This window comes from Bosea sp. Tri-49 (assembly GCF_003952665.1).
Taxonomy (GTDB): Bacteria; Pseudomonadota; Alphaproteobacteria; order Rhizobiales; family Beijerinckiaceae; genus Allobosea.
Window position 1 is genome coordinate 4,315,709 of sequence record NZ_CP017946.1, and the last position, 15,727, is coordinate 4,331,435.

Annotated in this window: 15 protein-coding genes; 5 read left to right on the top strand and 10 right to left on the bottom strand. The window is 66.4% G+C overall.

Annotated features, from left to right (window positions below; all coding sequences use genetic code 11):
- Nucleotides 1–6 precede the first annotated feature (6 nt).
- The 4 genes from BLM15_RS20855 to BLM15_RS20870 are packed head-to-tail and all read left to right on the top strand — an operon-like array spanning nt 7 to nt 3,849.
- Complete coding sequence (locus BLM15_RS20855; RefSeq protein ID WP_126114556.1) at nt 7–819, top strand: purine-nucleoside phosphorylase; 813 nt, start codon at nt 7–9, stop codon at nt 817–819.
- 2 nt (nt 820–821) lie between these two features.
- Nucleotides 822–1,583 carry a deoxyribose-phosphate aldolase gene (deoC, locus tag BLM15_RS20860; RefSeq protein ID WP_126114557.1) on the top strand — a complete coding sequence of 254 codons (762 nt, stop codon included), beginning with the start codon at nt 822–824 and terminating at the stop codon, nt 1,581–1,583.
- Entirely contained in the window at nt 1,583–2,890 is a 1,308-nt protein-coding gene (gene deoA / locus BLM15_RS20865; protein ID WP_126114558.1) for a thymidine phosphorylase, read from the top strand. Before deoC ends, deoA begins: the two co-directional genes overlap by 1 nt.
- 14 nt (nt 2,891–2,904) lie before the next feature.
- Nucleotides 2,905–3,849: a 2-hydroxyacid dehydrogenase gene (locus tag BLM15_RS20870; protein ID WP_126114559.1), complete on the top strand. Its 945-nt coding sequence runs from the start codon at nt 2,905–2,907 to the stop codon at nt 3,847–3,849.
- Here BLM15_RS20870 and BLM15_RS20875 read toward each other — a convergent pair.
- The 3 genes from BLM15_RS20875 to BLM15_RS20885 form a co-directional block, all read right to left on the bottom strand.
- Nucleotides 3,843–4,706, bottom strand: coding sequence for a C40 family peptidase (locus BLM15_RS20875; RefSeq protein ID WP_126114560.1), 864 nt, complete (start codon nt 4,704–4,706; stop codon nt 3,843–3,845). The two genes, BLM15_RS20870 and BLM15_RS20875, sit on opposite strands and share 7 nt — an antisense overlap.
- A gap of 46 nt (nt 4,707–4,752) precedes the next feature.
- Nucleotides 4,753–5,106, bottom strand: coding sequence for a MarR family winged helix-turn-helix transcriptional regulator (locus BLM15_RS20880; RefSeq protein WP_126114561.1), 354 nt, complete (start codon nt 5,104–5,106; stop codon nt 4,753–4,755).
- Nucleotides 5,107–5,180: 74 nt separating this feature from the next.
- Nucleotides 5,181–6,605, bottom strand: a complete 1,425-nt coding sequence (locus BLM15_RS20885) for a leucyl aminopeptidase family protein (protein WP_126114562.1) — start codon at nt 6,603–6,605, stop codon at nt 5,181–5,183.
- Nucleotides 6,606–6,703: 98 nt separating this feature from the next.
- Here BLM15_RS20885 and BLM15_RS20890 point away from each other — a divergent pair, with 98 nt between their 5' ends.
- Complete coding sequence (locus BLM15_RS20890; protein ID WP_126114563.1) at nt 6,704–7,564, top strand: tetratricopeptide repeat protein; 861 nt, start codon at nt 6,704–6,706, stop codon at nt 7,562–7,564.
- A gap of 324 nt (nt 7,565–7,888) precedes the next feature.
- On the opposite strand, the gene BLM15_RS20895 is transcribed toward BLM15_RS20890, so the two are convergent.
- Genes BLM15_RS20895 through cpaB form a run of 7 tightly spaced genes read right to left on the bottom strand, consistent with a single transcriptional unit; the run spans nt 7,889 to nt 15,615 of the window.
- Complete coding sequence (locus BLM15_RS20895) at nt 7,889–8,866, bottom strand: type II secretion system F family protein (protein ID WP_126114564.1); 978 nt, start codon at nt 8,864–8,866, stop codon at nt 7,889–7,891.
- Between the two features lie 12 nt (nt 8,867–8,878).
- Nucleotides 8,879–9,859 (bottom strand): type II secretion system F family protein, encoded by a 981-nt coding sequence (locus tag BLM15_RS20900; RefSeq protein WP_126114565.1) that lies wholly within the window; start codon nt 9,857–9,859, stop codon nt 8,879–8,881.
- Nucleotides 9,860–9,879: 20 nt separating this feature from the next.
- Entirely contained in the window at nt 9,880–11,319 is a 1,440-nt protein-coding gene (locus BLM15_RS20905; protein ID WP_126114566.1) for a CpaF family protein, read from the bottom strand.
- A 2-nt stretch (nt 11,320–11,321) separates the two neighbouring features.
- Nucleotides 11,322–12,566, bottom strand: coding sequence for a CpaE/TadZ family protein (locus BLM15_RS20910; RefSeq protein ID WP_126116278.1), 1,245 nt, complete (start codon nt 12,564–12,566; stop codon nt 11,322–11,324).
- An 8-nt stretch (nt 12,567–12,574) separates the two neighbouring features.
- Nucleotides 12,575–13,315 carry a CpaD family pilus assembly protein gene (locus BLM15_RS20915; protein WP_126114567.1) on the bottom strand — a complete coding sequence of 247 codons (741 nt, stop codon included), beginning with the start codon at nt 13,313–13,315 and terminating at the stop codon, nt 12,575–12,577.
- A gap of 27 nt (nt 13,316–13,342) precedes the next feature.
- Nucleotides 13,343–14,833: a type II and III secretion system protein family protein gene (locus tag BLM15_RS20920; RefSeq protein ID WP_206438550.1), complete on the bottom strand. Its 1,491-nt coding sequence runs from the start codon at nt 14,831–14,833 to the stop codon at nt 13,343–13,345.
- A gap of 5 nt (nt 14,834–14,838) precedes the next feature.
- Nucleotides 14,839–15,615, bottom strand: coding sequence for a Flp pilus assembly protein CpaB (gene cpaB, locus BLM15_RS20925; protein WP_126114568.1), 777 nt, complete (start codon nt 15,613–15,615; stop codon nt 14,839–14,841).
- Nucleotides 15,616–15,727 lie beyond the last annotated feature (112 nt).

Genomic DNA, 15,727 nt, shown 5'->3' on the forward strand with positions numbered 1-15,727 from the left:
GACAATATGGCGGCGGATGCGCTTTTCGACCAAGCGGCATCGGTACTGATCGATCGTGGCATCGATGGCGGCATCGACTGCGCCGTCGTGCTCGGCACCGGGCTCGGACGCATCATCGACGATATGGTCGATCCGATTTCGGTGCCTTTCGAGGAAATCCCGGGCTTTCCCAAGGGCTCTGTCTCGGGCCACGCCAAGCGGCTGAGCTATGGCGTGCTGCACGGCAAGCGCGTGCTGGTCTTCGAGGGGCGCGCGCACTTCTACGAGACCGGCGACCCCGCCATCATGCGCGTGCCGCTCGGCATGCTCGCCGCTTTCGGCTCGCCGCCGCTGGTGCTGACCAATGCCGCGGGCTCGCTGCGGCCCGATCTCAGGCCCGGTAGCCTCGCTTTGATCACCGACCACATCAACTACAACGGCCCGAACCCGCTGGTTGGCGATATCGGCGACGGCCGCTTCGTGCCGATGATCGACGCTTATGACCCGCATCTGCGCGCCCGCCTGAAGAAGGCCGCCGCCGCCAGTGGCGCCAATATGGGCGAGGGCGTCTATATGTGGTTCTCCGGACCGAGCTTCGAGACGCCTGCCGAGATCAAGATGGCCAAGACCCTCGGCGCCGACCTCGTCGGCATGTCGACCGTGCCGGAGGTGATCCTGGCGCGCCGCTACGGGCTGCGCGTCGCCGGCATCTCGATCGTCACCAATATGGGCGCCGGCATCCTCGGCGGTGCGCCCAGCCATGGCGAGACGCGCGACGTCGCGGCGACCGCGACCACGGCGCTCCGGCGCGTGCTGCGCGCCTTCCTTAGCGAGCTCTGACCATGTCCGACGCCGATCTCGCTTTGCGTGCGCTACGCCTGCTCGATCTGACCGATTTGTCCGATCAGGCGAACGAGACCGGCGCGCTGCAGCTCTGTGCCCGCGCCGTTGCCGCGCCCGGCCCGGTCGCGGCGATCTGCATTTGGCCGCAGTTCGTCAAGCTGGCGCGTCAGACACTCAAGGGCTCGCCGGTCAGGATCGCGACCGTGATCAATTTCCCCGCCGGCAACAGCAATTGCAGCCTGATCGGCAGCGACATCACCGAAGCGATCGCGGATGGAGCCGACGAGATCGACCTGGTGCTGCCCTGGCGCGCCTTTCTCGCCGGGAATGTCGAGATCGCGCGCGAAATGGTTGCCGAAGCACGCGGCAGCTGCGGCGACAAGACGCTCAAAGTCATCCTCGAAACCGGCGAATACCCGGATCAGGCAGCGGTGCGCGCTGCCTCCGATCTCGCCATCGCCGCCGGCGCCGACTTCATCAAGACCTCGACCGGCAAGACCGGGACCTCCGCCACGCCGGCCGCCGCCCGCACCATGCTGGAGGCGATCAAGGTCTCGGGCAGGGCGGTCGGTCTCAAGCCCTCGGGCGGTCTGCGCACGCTGGCCGATGCCAGAGCCTATCTCGACCTCGCCGACGAGATCATGGAGCCGGGCTGGGCGACGCCAAAAACCTTCCGCTTCGGCGCCAGCGGGCTCTACGGCGTGCTCGCCGACATCATCGCCGGCACCACCCCGCCCGAACGGACAGACGGAGCCTATTGATGCGCCTGCCGCAGGAGATCATCGCCGCCAAGCGCGACGGCGAGCGCCTGAGCGCCCAGGACATCCGCCAGATGATCGCGGGCCTGACCGACGGCTCGGTCAGCGAGGGCCAGGCGGCCGCCTTCGCCATGGCGATCTTCTTTCGCGACATGGATGCCGAGGAGCGCGTCGCGCTGACGCTCGCCATGCGCGATTCCGGCACGGTGCTGGACTGGCGCGATCTGCCGGGCCCGGCGCTCGACAAGCACTCGACCGGCGGCGTCGGCGACACGGTCTCGCTGCCGCTCGCGGCGGCGGTCGCGGCCTGCGGCGGCTATGTCCCGATGATCTCCGGCCGCGGCCTCGGTCATACCGGCGGCACGCTCGACAAGCTCGACGCGGTGCCGGGCTATGTCACCCAGCCGGGCATCGACCTCTTCCGCCATGTCGTGCGCGAGGTCGGCTGCGCCATCATCGGCCAGACCGCCGACCTCGCCCCGGCCGACAAGCGGCTCTATGCGATCCGGGATGTGACCGGCACGGTCGAATCGATCCCGCTGATCACCGCCTCGATCCTGTCGAAGAAACTTGCCGCCGGCCTGCATGGCCTCGCCATGGACGTGAAGTTCGGCTCCGGCGCCTTCATGCGCGATTTCGACAAGGCGGAGGCGCTGGCGCAGAGCCTGACGGATGTCGGCAACGGTGCCGGCCTGCCGACACGGGCGCTGCTCACCGATATGAGCGAGCCGCTGGCCTCCGCCGCCGGCAATGCGCTCGAAGTCGCCTATGCGCTCGACTATCTGACCGGGCGCCGGCGCGAACCACGCTTCCACGAGGTCACGGTGGCGCTCTCCGCCGAGATGCTGCTGCTCGGCCGGCTGGCGGCGACGCGCGAGGAAGCGATCGCGAAGATCGAGGACGCCTTCGCCAGCGGCGCGGCGGCGGAGCGCTTCATCCATATGATTGCGGCGCTCGGTGGCCCGGCCGACCTGCTGGAGCACCCCGAACGGCATCTCGCCCGCGCTCCGATCGTGCGGCCGGTCTTCTCCGACCGGCCCGGGCTGGTCGAGGCGATCGACACGCGCGGCATCGGTCTCGCCGTGGTCGCGCTCGGCGGCGGCCGGACCCGCCCGCAGGACGAGATCGACCATGCCGTCGGCATCACCGAGCTCGCCGGCCTCGGCGACCGGGTCGGGCCGGACCGGCCACTCGGCATCATCCATGCCCGCAGCGAGGCCGGCTTCGACGCCGCCCGCATCCGCCTGAAGAGCGCCTATCGCCGCGGCGAGGCTGCTGTTACGCGTGGCCCATTGATCATCCCCGCCTAGGAAAGTTTCCGCTTATGAGCCTGCTTCTGGCGATCACCGGCTGGCATGTCGAGAGCTGGCGCGAGCGCTTCGCGGCACTGCTGCCCGAGCTGCCGATCGTCACGCTTGGCGAGCCCTTCGACCGGCGCGCCGTCCACTATGTCGCGAGCTGGAAGCATCCGGAGGGGAGCCTCGCCGGCCTGCCCAATCTCGCCGCGATCTTCTCGCTCGGCGCCGGTGTCGACCATCTCTTTACCGACAGCCGTTTGCCCGAAGTGCCGATCGCGCGGGTGATCGACCCCGACCTGACGACGCGGATGAGCGAATATGTCGTGCTGCACTGCCTGATGCAGCTGCGCCAGCAGCACCGCTATGATCGGCAGCAGCGCGAAAAGTCCTGGGACGACGACCGCCACCAGCCGGCCGCGCGCGAAGTGCGCGTCGGCATCATGGGGCTCGGCGAACTCGGGCAAGATGCGGCGCGCAAGCTCCAGATCATCGGCTTCGACGTCGCCGGCTGGAGCCGCTCGCCAAAGACGATCGAGGGACTTGCCACCTTCTCCGGCGAGGACGGCATGGCAGCCTTCCTCGCCCGCACCGACATTCTCGTCAGCCTGCTGCCGCACACCCCGGAGACGCACGGCATCCTGAACCGCCCGCTGCTTGCAAGCCTCGCCCGCAATGGACGGCTCGGCGGGCCGGTGCTGATCAATGCCGGCCGCGGCAAATTGCAGGTCGAGACGGACATCCTCGCAGCGCTCGATGCCGGCGAGCTCAGAGCTGCGGTGCTGGACGTCTTCGAGACCGAGCCGCTGCCGCAGGATTCGCCGCTCTGGAGCCATCCCGCCGTGACGGTGACGCCGCATAATGCCGCCATGTCGGCGCCGGAAGCCGTCGCCGACCAGATCGCGGCGCAGATCAGGCGGCTGGAAGCCGGCGGGGAGCTCGAGAACGTGGTCGATCCGGCGCGGGGTTACTGAGGCGCCACGCGCTTGATCGCGGTAATCGGCCCGCCATTGCGGGCGAGGATGCGATCGCGCGCCGGGCGCAGGGGCTCGCTGATCACGCTCATGGTGAAGGCGGTGGCGTGCAGCAGCGTGTCCGGGTCGGTCATGATGCCGACATGGCCTTTCCAGAAGACGAGGTCGCCGCGGCGCAGGCCAGCGAGGCCGTCATCAACGGCGACAGCTTCTCCGAGCCCCTGTTCCTGCATGTCCGAATCGCGCGGCGCCGCCACGCCAGCCGCAGCCAGCGAGAGCTGGACCAGCGCCGAGCAGTCGAGGCCGAGGCTGGTCTTGCCACCCCAGAAATAGGGGACGTGCAGGAAGCGCTCGGCGACCGCGACGAAATCGGGCTCGTGCTGATCGCGCGGACAAAGATGCTGCTTGAAGATATAGCCGCCATGCCCGGTCGTGAAGAAGTCGCCGCTCTCGCCGATGACCGCCAGTGCCGCACCGATGGACAGCGCCTCCAGCGGCGGCAATTTGATCGAGGGACCGGGGTAGACGAAGGTCCGCAGCGCACTGACGCGATGCGTCGGAACCGGCGCGTCGCCGGCCAGGCAGTCCTCCGGCAGATAGCCGACATAGGAATCGCCGACGAGCTGGCCCCAGGCCCAGCCCTCATGCTGCTCGTAGACCCGGACGGCCTCGCCGGCGAGCGCCTCGGTGTCGAGGGGAGCATCCGGCCGCGGCTCGCGCCGCAGCGGCGCTGACGGCGTCACCACCCGCATCGGGATCGGATCCGCGAAAGCGAGCGCCTCGACCTTGCCGTCGAGATGACGGGCGGCGAGGTCCGGGCGGGCGGGGGTGAGGCGGCGGTCGAGAATCGCGGTCATGACAGCACTCTAGCCCCGTCCGGTTAACGGGCGAAGCGCGGAACGCTCAGGCTGGGCCGAGCTCTCGCGCCCGAGCCGTGACCAGATCGGCGAGGTGCTCGACCGCCAACGCGCCTGCGACCGTCCGCTGAATGACCACATTGCGCTTGTCGAACTCGTCGCGCTTGCGGCTGACCAGGCCGAGCTTGCCCATGCTGTCGAGAGCGCGGGTGATCACCGGCTTGGTCACGCCGAGGCGCGCCGCGAGGCCGCGCACGGTATGCGGCGGCAGCTCAAGATAAATGGTCAGCAGGATCGCGGTCTGGCGGACCGACAAGTCGGACTGGGTATCGCGCACCAGGTCGAGATGAACCTCGCGCCAGAGCTTGAGCGCCTGCGTCGGCTTGATCTCCAGCGCCATGCCGCCCCCGATCGTTACGGGGCCGTATCATTATCGCACCACCGCCGCCGTGCAACCGAAGTCGCAGGGCAGGCTTAACGGGCGCCGTAGAACTGCTTGGCCAGCGCGTAGGTCAGCCGCGCCGCCTGGCACTCGCCGCCTTCCGGGCGCCCCGGCTTGGTCGAGGGATTCCAGCCATAGATGTCGAAATGGGCATAGGAGCGGCTCTTCTCGACGAAACGATTGAGGAAGAGCGCGGCCGTCACCGAGCCGGCGAAGGCGCCACCGGAAACATTGTTCAGGTCGGCGATCTTGGAGTCGAGCATGCCGTCATAGGGCGGCCAGAGCGGCATGCGCCAGACCGGGTCGTTCACGGCGGCGCCGAGGCGGGCGATCTCGGCGGCGAGCCCGTCATCATGGGTATAGAAGGGCGGCAGATCGGGCCCGAGCGCGACGCGGGCGGCGCCGGTCAGCGTGGCGAAATCGATCAGCAGCTCCGGCGCCTCCTCGTCGGCAAGCGCCAGCGCGTCGGCGAGGATGAGCCGCCCTTCCGCGTCGGTATTGCCGATCTCGACGGTCAGCCCCTTCCGGCTCTGCAGCACGTCGCCGGGGCGGAAGGAGGCGCCCGAGACCGCGTTCTCGACCGCTGGCACCAGCAGGCGCAGGCGAACCTTCAGCTTCGCCTGCATGATCATGCGCGCCGCCGCGATCGCCGCCGCTGCGCCGCCCATGTCCTTCTTCATCAGCAGCATGCCGGCGTCGGTCTTGAGGTTGAGCCCGCCAGTGTCGAAGGCGACGCCCTTACCGACCAGTGTCACCTTGGGATGATCAGCTGCGCCCCAATGGAGATCGATCAGCCGTGGCGCCCGGGTCGAAGCCCGGCCGACGGCATGGATCATTGGAAAATTGGCCACAAGCAGATCGTCGCCGACCGTGCTGCCGACCTCGGCACCATAGGTGTCAGCGAACGCCCTCACGGCCGCCTCGATTTCGGCCGGGCCGAGATCGGCGGCGGAGGTATTGACGAGGTCGCGCGCCAGGGCGCTCGCGTCGGCGAGATTGCTCAACTCGTCGCCGTCGATGCCCTGGGGCAGGACGAGCCGCGCCGCAGCGGGCTTGGGCTTGCGGTAGCGCTCGAAACGATAGGCGGTGAGTAGCCAGCCGAGCGCGGCGAGACCGGCATCGCCGATATCACCCGCCAGGGCATAGTCGCCCGGCGGCAGGCTGGTGGAGAGGCGGCCTGGAGCAAACGGGTCGCGTCGCCGCGGGCCGGTGGGCTCGACCCCGAGCACCACGGCGGCGAGTGAGCCGGCGGCGTCCGGGAGCAGGGCATGCTGGCCCGGCCGTGCTTCGAAGCCCTGAGCCTGGGCAAAGCTGCGCGAGACGGACGCGAGTTTTTCTTGCAAGGCCGGCCAGTCGGCCTTGGCGACGCAATGGACGGGGATGGCGGACGTTCCGGCAGGGAGCAGCAACGGGTGCACGATCGACAAACCTCGGATTGGCGAGCCAGGCGCCGGCATTCAAGCCCACGCGAATCCGCCCGGTTAACAGTCCGTTAGGGTTAACGTTTTATCACCGAGGGCAACAGCTTTCCCGTACCGGCGAGGCATTCCGGCTGATGTCCATCCGCATCCGCGCACTCCGTTTCGGCCATTTCGCCGCGGCTTCGGCCCTCTGCCTTGCGCTCGGCGCCTGCCAGATGCGCGGCGGCCCCGGCGACGTCACCGGCTCGATCGGCACCAGGCAGACCCAGCCACGCACCGAGGCGCAATGGCGCAGCGAGGAGGCGCAATGGGCCCCGCGCTACGAGGCGAATCAGAAGGACCGAAACGCCGCCTTCTTCTATGCCCGCGCCTTGCGCGCACTCGACAAGAATGCCCAGGCTCTCGCCATCCTGGAAGGCGCGGTCATCGTCCATACCGAAGATCGTGAGCTGCTCGGCGCCTATGGCCGCTCGCTCGCCGACAATGGCCGCTTGAAGCAGGCCGACGACGTGCTCAGCCGCGCCCATCTGCCGGAAAGGCCCGATTGGCGGATCCTGTCGGCACAAGGCACTGTCTCCGACCAGCTCGGCGAGCATGAGCGTGCCCAACAGCTCTATGCGGCCGCGCTGAAGCTGGCACCGAACGAACCAACCATCATGTCCAATCTCGGCCTGTCGCTCGCGTTGTCGAAGCATCTGCCAGATGCCGAACGCGTGCTGCGCGAGGCCGCTGCCATACCTGGCGCCGACGCCAGGGTGCGCCAGAACCTCGTCCTGGTGCTCGGCCTGCAGGGGCGTTTCCAGGACGCCGAGCAACTGGCCCGCCAGGACATGAGCCCGGCCGAGGCCTCGGCGACCATCGCCTATCTGCGCCGCTCGGTCAGCCAGCCGAACAGCTGGGATTTGCTGCGCGGCAGCAAGGCCAAGCCAACAACCCGTGCCGCAGCCCCGACGTCGAGGCCAACGCAGGACGACGCTCAGCCCACGAACGGCTGAAGACCCGCGGCGCTCCCTGAGCCCTTGTTCCGGCAGCAAGAGGCGGAGCGCGTGCCGGATCCTCACTCCGGGGGAAGCAAGACCGGCAATGGTTGATTGCCTGTCACAGCTTGGCACGACATGCAGCTCGCACCACTCGCAATTCAACCTCCACCCGCGCGCCTATCGCTCAAAGTTTTGCCTGGGGGCACCATGAAGGCGTTGGGAAGCCTCCCTGGACCAGATCATCGCAGGAGGCCTGCTTGAGGCAGCCCGGTGGCTGATCTGGCGTGGAAGCTAATGGCAAAAAGCGGGTGCTTCTCCGAACTCCGTCACAAGCGTCGCTTAGAAGTTGGCGAAGACTTTGATCATCGCCGGAGTCATGATCACCACGAACAGCACCGGCAGAAAGAACAGGATCATCGGCACTGTCAGCTTCGGCGGCAGGGCCGCGGCCTTCTTTTCCGCCTCGTTCATCCGCTGATCACGACTCTCCTGCGCGAGCGTCCGCAGCGCTGTTCCGAGTGGCGTCCCGTAACGCTCGGCCTGGATCAGCGCCGTACACACCGACTTCACCGATTCGAGCCCGGTGCGTATGGCGAGGTTCTCGTAGGCCTGCCGACGCTCGGAGAGATAGGACAGCTCCGCCGTGCAGAGGGAGAACTCCTCGGCCAGCGGCACCGACTGGCTGCCGATCTCGGTCGAAACCTTGCGGAAGGCGAGTTCGATCGACATGCCCGATTCGACACAGATCAGCATCAGATCGAGCGCGTCCGGGAAGGCGCGCCGCATCGAGTGCTGGCGCTTTGTCGTCGCATTGGACAGGTAGATTTCGGGCGCCTTGATGCCGAGATAGGCAGCGCCGATCACGATGCCGACCCGCACGATAAAGGTCTGGCCGAAGCTATTGATCACGAAGAGGTAAAACAGGGCGAACAGAAAGAGGGCGATCGGGGTGATCAGCCTGAAGAAGAGGAAACCTACCTCGGCCTGCTGACCGCGGAAGCCAGCCATGGTGAGCTGCTTCTTGGCGTTTTCGGTACCGAGCCAGTCGCTGAGCTTGAAGCGCTCGACGATGTCGCGCATGAAAACCTTCGGCTCCTGCCGGAGCGAGACTCGCTCGTTCTGCCGCGTCAACCGATCGCGCTCACGTGCTCGGATTTTGTCGCGTTCGGTGGCGACGGATTTCATGCGCTTGCCCAGCACATTGCCTTCGAGCAAGGGCGCCGCCACGGTCATGATCGTGATCGCGACAGCCACTCCGCCGACCAGGGCAAGCAGGAACCTGATATCGGTGAGCTTCTCGATCAGGAGCGCGAGCATGCCAAAGGCTCCTCAGATCTCGAAATTGATCATCTTGCGCATCACCAGCACGCCGGTTGCCATCCAGACGCCGCAGCCGACGAGCGCCGCTCGTCCGATATCGGTCGTCCAGAGCGCGTCCATGTAGCCTGGGCTCGTGAGGTAGACGAGGACGGCGACGACGGGAGGCAAGGAGCCGATGATTGAGGCGGACGCCTTCGCCTCCATCGACACGGCCTTGATCTTGTCGCGCATCTTGCGGCGCTCGCGGATCACGCGCGAGAGATTGGCCAGGGTTTCGGCGAGGTTGCCGCCGGTCTTCTGCTGGATCGCCAGAACGATGCCGAAGAAATTGGCCTCGGCGCAGGGCATGCGTTCGAACAGCTTGGCGACCGCGTCCGTCAGCGACAGGCCAAGCGTCTGCGCTTCGACGATCAGGCGGAACTCGGTCTTGACCGGCTCCTGAGCCTCGCTGGCGATGATGCGCAGGCAATCGTTCAGCGGCAAGCCCGACTTGATGCCGCGCACGATGACATCGAGCGCATTCGGGAATTCGTTGGTAAAGCGCAGCATCCGCTTCTTGCCGAGATAGCCCAGATACCAGCGCGGCAGGCCGAAAAGGCCGACGAGGAAACTGACCAGCACGACGCCCCAGTTGCCTGAGACGATGAAGAGCACAACAGCCAGGGCAATGCCCAGCGCGACGCCGAGCAGCCAGTACTGCTTGCGCGACCAGGAGAGCCCGGCCTGCTCGATTCGCCCGTCAATCGTGAGCTTGTGGCGTGCTTTCTCGCGGTTTTCGATATCCTTCAGGCTTTGCGCGACCTGCCCGCGCCTTACCTGGCTCTGCGCTTCACGATCCGCCGCGGCGCGGACCACGGCCGGGGCGGCGAACTCGCGGCGGCGCTGCTCGGCGCGCGCCTGGCCGCTGAGCCGAGGGTAGAACAGGGCGTAAGCGATCCCGCCCGCCGAGACAGCGGCGAGGATAGCGGCGGCGATCTGGCCATAGTCCATGACGTGCCTTCTCCCCGCGCCTAGGCGTCGGCCCGGCCTTCGAGCTCGAGCTGGTCGAGCGCCGTGGCGAGCCGCTGCTCGTCGCCGAAATAGCGGGCGCGTTCCCAGAGGCGAGGCCGGCCGATACCGGTCGAGCGGTGCCGGCCGATCAGCCGACCGTTCGGGTCTTCGCCGAGCACATCGTAGAGCATCAGGTCCTGGGTGATGATCACATCGCCCTCCATGCCCATCACCTCGGTGATGTGGGTGATGCGACGCGAGCCGTCGCGCATGCGCTGAGCCTGGATGATCACATCGACCGAGGAGCAGATCATCTCTCGCAGGGTCTTCGAGGGCAGGCTGAAGCCGCCCATGGTGATCATCGATTCGATGCGGCTCAGGCACTCACGCGGCGTATTGGCGTGCAGCGTGCCCATCGAGCCATCATGGCCGGTGTTCATCGCCTGGAGCAGGTCGAAGGCCTCCGGGCCGCGCACCTCGCCGACGATGATGCGTTCGGGCCGCATGCGCAGGCAGTTCTTGACGAGATCGCGCATGGTGACCGCTCCCGACCCTTCAAGATTGGGGGGACGGGTCTCGAGGCGGACTACGTGCGGCTGCTGCAGTTGCAGCTCGGCCGCGTCCTCACAGGTGATTACACGCTCATCGTGCTCGATGTAATTGGTCAGGCAGTTGAGCAGCGTCGTCTTGCCCGAACCGGTACCGCCCGAGATCACGATATTGCAGCGGACCCTTCCGATGATCTTCAGGATCTCGGCGCCGGGCGGCGAGATCGCGCCGAAACGGACGAGCTGGTCGAGGGTCAGTTTGTCCTTCTTGAACTTGCGGATGGTGAGGGCCGGCCCGTCGATCGCAAGCGGCGGAGCAATGACGTTGACGCGCGAGCCGTCAGCGAGGCGCGCGTCGCAGATCGGCGAGGCCTCGTCGACACGGCGGCCGACCTGACTGACGATGCGCTGGCAGATATTCATCAGCTGCGCGTTGTCACGAAAGCGGATGCTGGTGAGCTGAATCTTGCCGCCGGTCTCGATAAAGGTCCGGCCGGCGCCGTTGACCATGATGTCGGCGATGTCGTCGCGCGCTAGCAGCGGCTCGAGCGGCCCATAGCCGAGCACATCGTTGCAGATGTCGTCGAGCAGCTCTTCCTGCTCGGAGATCGAGAGCACGACATTCTTCAGCGAGATGATCTCGTTGATGATGTCGCGGATCTCCTCACGTGCCGATTCGCCGTCGAGCTTGGCCAGCTGGGAGAGGTCGATCGCTTCGATGAGAGCACCGAAGATCATGCTCTTCATCTGGTAGTATTCGTCGGATTTTTGTGCCTCGACCGGCGCTGGCGGCGGCGGACGCCGCGCCTCCGCGGCGGCGGAACGCGATTCGACCGGACGCACTGACGAGAGCGGCGCTGCGCTCGACTGAGTCGTCGGAGCCGGGGCAGTCGCCTGTCGCTTGCCAAACATCTTCAGGCCTTCCGACGCATCAGCTTGGCCAAGGGCTCGAACAGGCCACGCTTGCCACGCTTCTGCTCGCCGCGCCCGGTGAGAGCAGTTGCGATCTGGACGAAGGCCTCCGCTGCCTTTCCGCCCGACTGGACCTCGGCGATCATCTGACCGTTGTTGGCTGCCGTGCCAAAGAGCGGCGCATCGAAGGGGATGGAGCTCAGCACCTCGATCCCGAGCGCCTTGGCGAACTCGCCGGCCTCGATCTCCGGCCGCTTGGGCAAGCCGACCTGGTTCAGGATCAGGCGAGGCACGGAATCGTTCGGCCGGGCCGCACGCAGGAGGTCCACCAGATTCTTGGCGTTGCGCAGCGAGGCGAGCTCCGGCGCGGCGACGATCGCCACCTCATCGGCGCTAACGAGCGCGCGCTTCGCCCAGCCCGACCACAGATGCGGCACGTCCAGCACGATGCAGGGCACGCTCGCGCGCAGCAGGTCGAACAAGAGCTCGAACGCGTCGTCGCTAAGATCGATCGTCCGATCCAGCATGGCCGGAGCCGCGAGCAAAGAGAGGTTCTCGCTGCAGCGCGACAGAAGCCGGTCGAGCATGTTGGCGTCGAGCCGCTCCGGCGCGAACACAGCGTCGGCGATGCCTTGCGGCGGATCCTGATTGAAATCCAGCCCGGCCGTGCCGAAGGCGATGTCGAGGTCGGCGATCACAGTCGAGGCGCCGAGATCGCGAGCGACCGCCCAAGCGACATTGTGCGCGACGGTGGAAGCGCCGACGCCGCCCTTGGCGCCGACGATGGCCATGGTACGCCCCAGCGTCGCCGAGCCTGATGCGGCATAGAGTTCGGACAGGGTACGCAACAGGTCGAGAACGCCGAACGGAGCGACGAGATAGTCGCTGACGCCACGCCGGATCAGCTCGCGATAAAGCTGGATGTCGTTGACATGCCCGATGACGACGACTTTGGTGCCCGGATCGCAGCTCGCGGCGAGGGCATCGAGATTCGCGATCAGCCCCGACGGCTCGCTGACCGTTTCCAGGACGATCACATTCGGTGTCGGCGCGCCGCGGAAAGCCTCGACCGCCGCGGCCGGCCCCCCCATCTGCACTCGGGCCTGGACCTTGTCCATGCGGCGGTCGGCGGCGACCGCCTGCATCGAGTCCGCGACCTCCCGCGTTTCGCAGAAGGCCTGCAAGGTGACGCGGGGCAACGGGGCGATGATCTCCTCGCCGCCGGTATCCGGCTCAAATCCTGGCATGTTCGCCATCATTTGCCTCCGACGGCGTCACTGACCTTGGTTTGTTCCTGGCGATACTGCGTGGACGGATCCTTGCCCTCACGCAGTTTCTTGATCGCCTCCATGCGCTTGAGGGTGTCGAGGCGACCTTCGCTGCGCGCGCGCACCAGATCGAGCGGATCGGCGATCTGCGCAGCGAGATTGGCTTGAGTAGCGCAGCCGAAATTCCAGTAGGGCTCGTTCGTTGCACTCGTCTTGTAGCTGGAAGCGCCAAGATCGGTCGGCCATTGTCCGCAGGAATGCGGCAATCCCGCCTGCAGCGAGGCATAGGTCAGGCGAATCGGCGATGCGAGCCCGGGATCGGCGATCGGATAGGTCCTGACCGAAAGAGCGCCGGGCGAGACACCGGCCCTGGCCAGCGAGCGACGGATGCTGTCGAGCGTGTCGCGCGCGGCGAGGTCGCGCCCGGTTCCCGTCGGTACCTCCGCGACGAGACCACCTTTGCCGCTGCGACGATAGTCCGCGCCGAAACGGGTGACGTCATCGGCCTGGCGCGGATCCAATCCACCGCCTGCCCGACCGACAAAGACATCCAGCGAATTCGGCGCATCGCGCAACACGATCGGATGGCGCTCGCGGGTATCGATCGGGATACCGGAGGTTGAAATATCGCCCTTGGCACAAGCCCCGAGCAGGAGCGCGGCGCCAAGAGCCACCGGCAATGCGGCGCGCCGAGCGCGCTTCGGGTGCGGTTTCCTGTGTACGACCATGATCGCCATCCTTGTCACGGCCCGTCTTCAATCAGCGATGAAACCGACGCGACCCTTGTAGGCCTGCGGGATCGGCCCTCCGCTCGTCGAGCCGTACATCTTGTTCAAGCGTCCCATCAGGATCGTCTGGGCATCGTGCGCCTCGACGAAGCCGTCATCCGGCCGCTGCAGCGTATTGGGCCCGACCGGCTTCACGATGTAGGGTGTCACCGCGATCATCAGCTCGGTCTCCTCGCGCTGATAGTCGCGCGAGCGGAACAGCGTGCCGATGATCGGAATGTTCATCAGCGCCGGCATGCCGTTGATCGCTTGACGCGAGACGCGCTGGATCAAGCCTGCCGTCGCCAGCGTTCCGCCAGAGGGCAGCTCGACTGTCGTATCCGACTTGCGCGTCCGGAAACCCGGTGCGTTGACCGCACCGGTCTGTCTGGTATCGGCGAGGAGCAGCTGATTTTCAGCGTCAAGCTCGGTGACCTCTGTCGCAATCCGCATCGAGATCCTGCCATCGGACAGCACGATCGGGGTGAAATTCAGCGAAACACCGATCGTCTTGTAGACGATGCTGAGATTGCAGCGCCCCGAGACGTCGCAGCTGTAGCCGCTCGGCACGGGAATCTCGCCGCCCGCAGTGAACTTCGCGCTTTCGCCCGAGATCGCCGTGACCGTTGGTTCGGCGAGAATGCGCGACATGCCGGCCCGCTCGAGTGCACGCAAGGTAACGTTGGTCGAATTGCCGATGCCGGCGGCGATCGAAGTCGCCGCGAGCGTTTGCGGCTGCACCGAGAACGGATTGTCGATCGTCGGGGTAATGCTGAGCTTGCCCAGCTTCCATTCGCCGGTCGAGTTGATGCCGAGCTGCTTGATCGCCTTGCGGGCGATCTCGGAAACGGTGACCTTGACCATCACCTGGTCGCGTCCCCGAATGGTCAGCGAGTTGATCACACCTCCTTTGGACGTGCTTTGGACGAAACCTCCCGTGGTGGAGCTGCCGACGAAGGCGCTTGCGATATCCACGGCCTGCGTCGCCTCGGAGGCATTCGCGACGGTGCCGACGAGAAGAATCGAATCCCCAGCAGGCTTGACCTGGATGTCCGCGCCCGGCATCGCCGCGCGCAGAGTCTGGCGCAGCACGTTGAGGTCGCGGCCGACCTCGATTTCCAGGGCCGTGATTTGCCTGCCCTCGGCGTCCATTACGAACATCGAAGTCGAACCGTCGGCCATGCCGATGACGAAAAGTTTGCGGGCCGAGCGCACCACGGCGTTCGCCACCTTGGGATTGGCGACGAAGACCTCCTTGGCGTCGCGCGGCAACTCGACGATCAGCGAGCGGCCGATCGAGAGATCGAGCCGACGCGAAATAGCGTGCTCGCTGGCGCCGACGTTCAGGACCGGCGCGGCGCCCTTGCTCTGCGCCAAGGCCGGAGCAACGACCAGCGATGTGATCATAGGTACGATCGCCAGCGTCGAGGCAAGGCAGCACTTGTAGACACAGAGAAACAGCGGAGTGAACCTCGGCATGGGGATCATGGCTTCACCGCCTTGGTGACGACGCCGAAGCGCACGAGCGTGAGGCCGCCCTCGTCGCTCGGCAGGCTCTTGTCACCGGCATCCTGCAGGCTGCGCAGCGCCAGAGAGAGGGTGCTGGTCTTCTGCGCCAGCGTCACCGCTTCGACATGCTTCGGATCGAGCTCGAGTGTCGCGGTCTCGCCGATGACGACCTTCTCGCCGTTTTTCTCCTGGATGTTCTGGCCGATGGCGAGCACGCGGACATTGGCGACCAAGGTCTCGCTCGCCGCCGCCGCGCCGTCCCTCGCGTTGCTGTCGTCGCGGCTGGTGCGGATGATGTCGACGCGATCATTGGGCAGGATGAAGCCGCCAGCGGTATTGGCTCCGCGACTATCGGTGGTGATCGCGACCGCGCGCTTACCAGGCGGCAAGATCGCCGCCAGGAAACCGGAATCGGCCTTGAGCAACTTCTCCCGCCGGATCGGCTCCGAACTGTAAAGCTGCGCGCGGGCGATCTGTCCGACGAATTCGCCCTCGCCTCCGGGAAGGTCCTGACGGCGGATCACCTCGGTCGGCAGGCTCGCCAGCGGCCAGGCCAGCCATTTGAGATCGCCCGCGGCCAGCTTGTTGCCGAGCGGGACATCAGCGGCCGCGACCAGCACCTCGACCGTGGGAGCAGGCTCGTACGTGGTCTCCGACGGGGTCGTGACCTTCGGCGGCTGACTGATCAGCAAGGCAGCGCCGAGACCGGCGACAACCGCTACAGCCAAAATGATGATGCGGGCGGGACTCATGGCACACGATCCTTGGCCGGCATACGCCGACCCTCAGCCGGATCGTGGCCCCGGAATCGTCAACTTATGGTTAACCGGAGGTATCTTTTTGCGCGGATCGATCACCATGAAA

Excerpts from the sequence above, each read along its gene's own strand:
- BLM15_RS20900 (WP_126114565.1), bottom strand. The coding sequence starts at position 9,859 with ATGGACTATGGCCAGATCGCCGCCGCTATCCTCGCCGCTGTCTCGGCG.
- BLM15_RS20910 (WP_126116278.1), bottom strand. The coding sequence starts at position 12,566 with ATGCCAGGATTTGAGCCGGATACCGGCGGCGAGGAGATCATCGCCCCG.
- BLM15_RS20885 (WP_126114562.1), bottom strand. The coding sequence starts at position 6,605 with ATGCCGGCGCCTGGCTCGCCAATCCGAGGTTTGTCGATCGTGCACCCG.
- BLM15_RS20920 (WP_206438550.1), bottom strand. The coding sequence starts at position 14,833 with ATGCCGAGGTTCACTCCGCTGTTTCTCTGTGTCTACAAGTGCTGCCTT.
- cpaB (WP_126114568.1), bottom strand. The coding sequence starts at position 15,615 with ATGAGTCCCGCCCGCATCATCATTTTGGCTGTAGCGGTTGTCGCCGGT.
- BLM15_RS20890 (WP_126114563.1), top strand. The coding sequence starts at position 6,704 with ATGTCCATCCGCATCCGCGCACTCCGTTTCGGCCATTTCGCCGCGGCT.
- BLM15_RS20880 (WP_126114561.1), bottom strand. The coding sequence starts at position 5,106 with ATGGCGCTGGAGATCAAGCCGACGCAGGCGCTCAAGCTCTGGCGCGAG.
- BLM15_RS20855 (WP_126114556.1), top strand. The coding sequence starts at position 7 with ATGGCGGCGGATGCGCTTTTCGACCAAGCGGCATCGGTACTGATCGAT.
- deoC (WP_126114557.1), top strand. The coding sequence starts at position 822 with ATGTCCGACGCCGATCTCGCTTTGCGTGCGCTACGCCTGCTCGATCTG.
- BLM15_RS20870 (WP_126114559.1), top strand. The coding sequence starts at position 2,905 with ATGAGCCTGCTTCTGGCGATCACCGGCTGGCATGTCGAGAGCTGGCGC.
- deoA (WP_126114558.1), top strand. The coding sequence starts at position 1,583 with ATGCGCCTGCCGCAGGAGATCATCGCCGCCAAGCGCGACGGCGAGCGC.
- BLM15_RS20905 (WP_126114566.1), bottom strand. The coding sequence starts at position 11,319 with ATGTTTGGCAAGCGACAGGCGACTGCCCCGGCTCCGACGACTCAGTCG.
- BLM15_RS20915 (WP_126114567.1), bottom strand. The coding sequence starts at position 13,315 with ATGGTCGTACACAGGAAACCGCACCCGAAGCGCGCTCGGCGCGCCGCA.
- BLM15_RS20895 (WP_126114564.1), bottom strand. The coding sequence starts at position 8,866 with ATGCTCGCGCTCCTGATCGAGAAGCTCACCGATATCAGGTTCCTGCTT.
- BLM15_RS20875 (WP_126114560.1), bottom strand. The coding sequence starts at position 4,706 with ATGACCGCGATTCTCGACCGCCGCCTCACCCCCGCCCGCCCGGACCTC.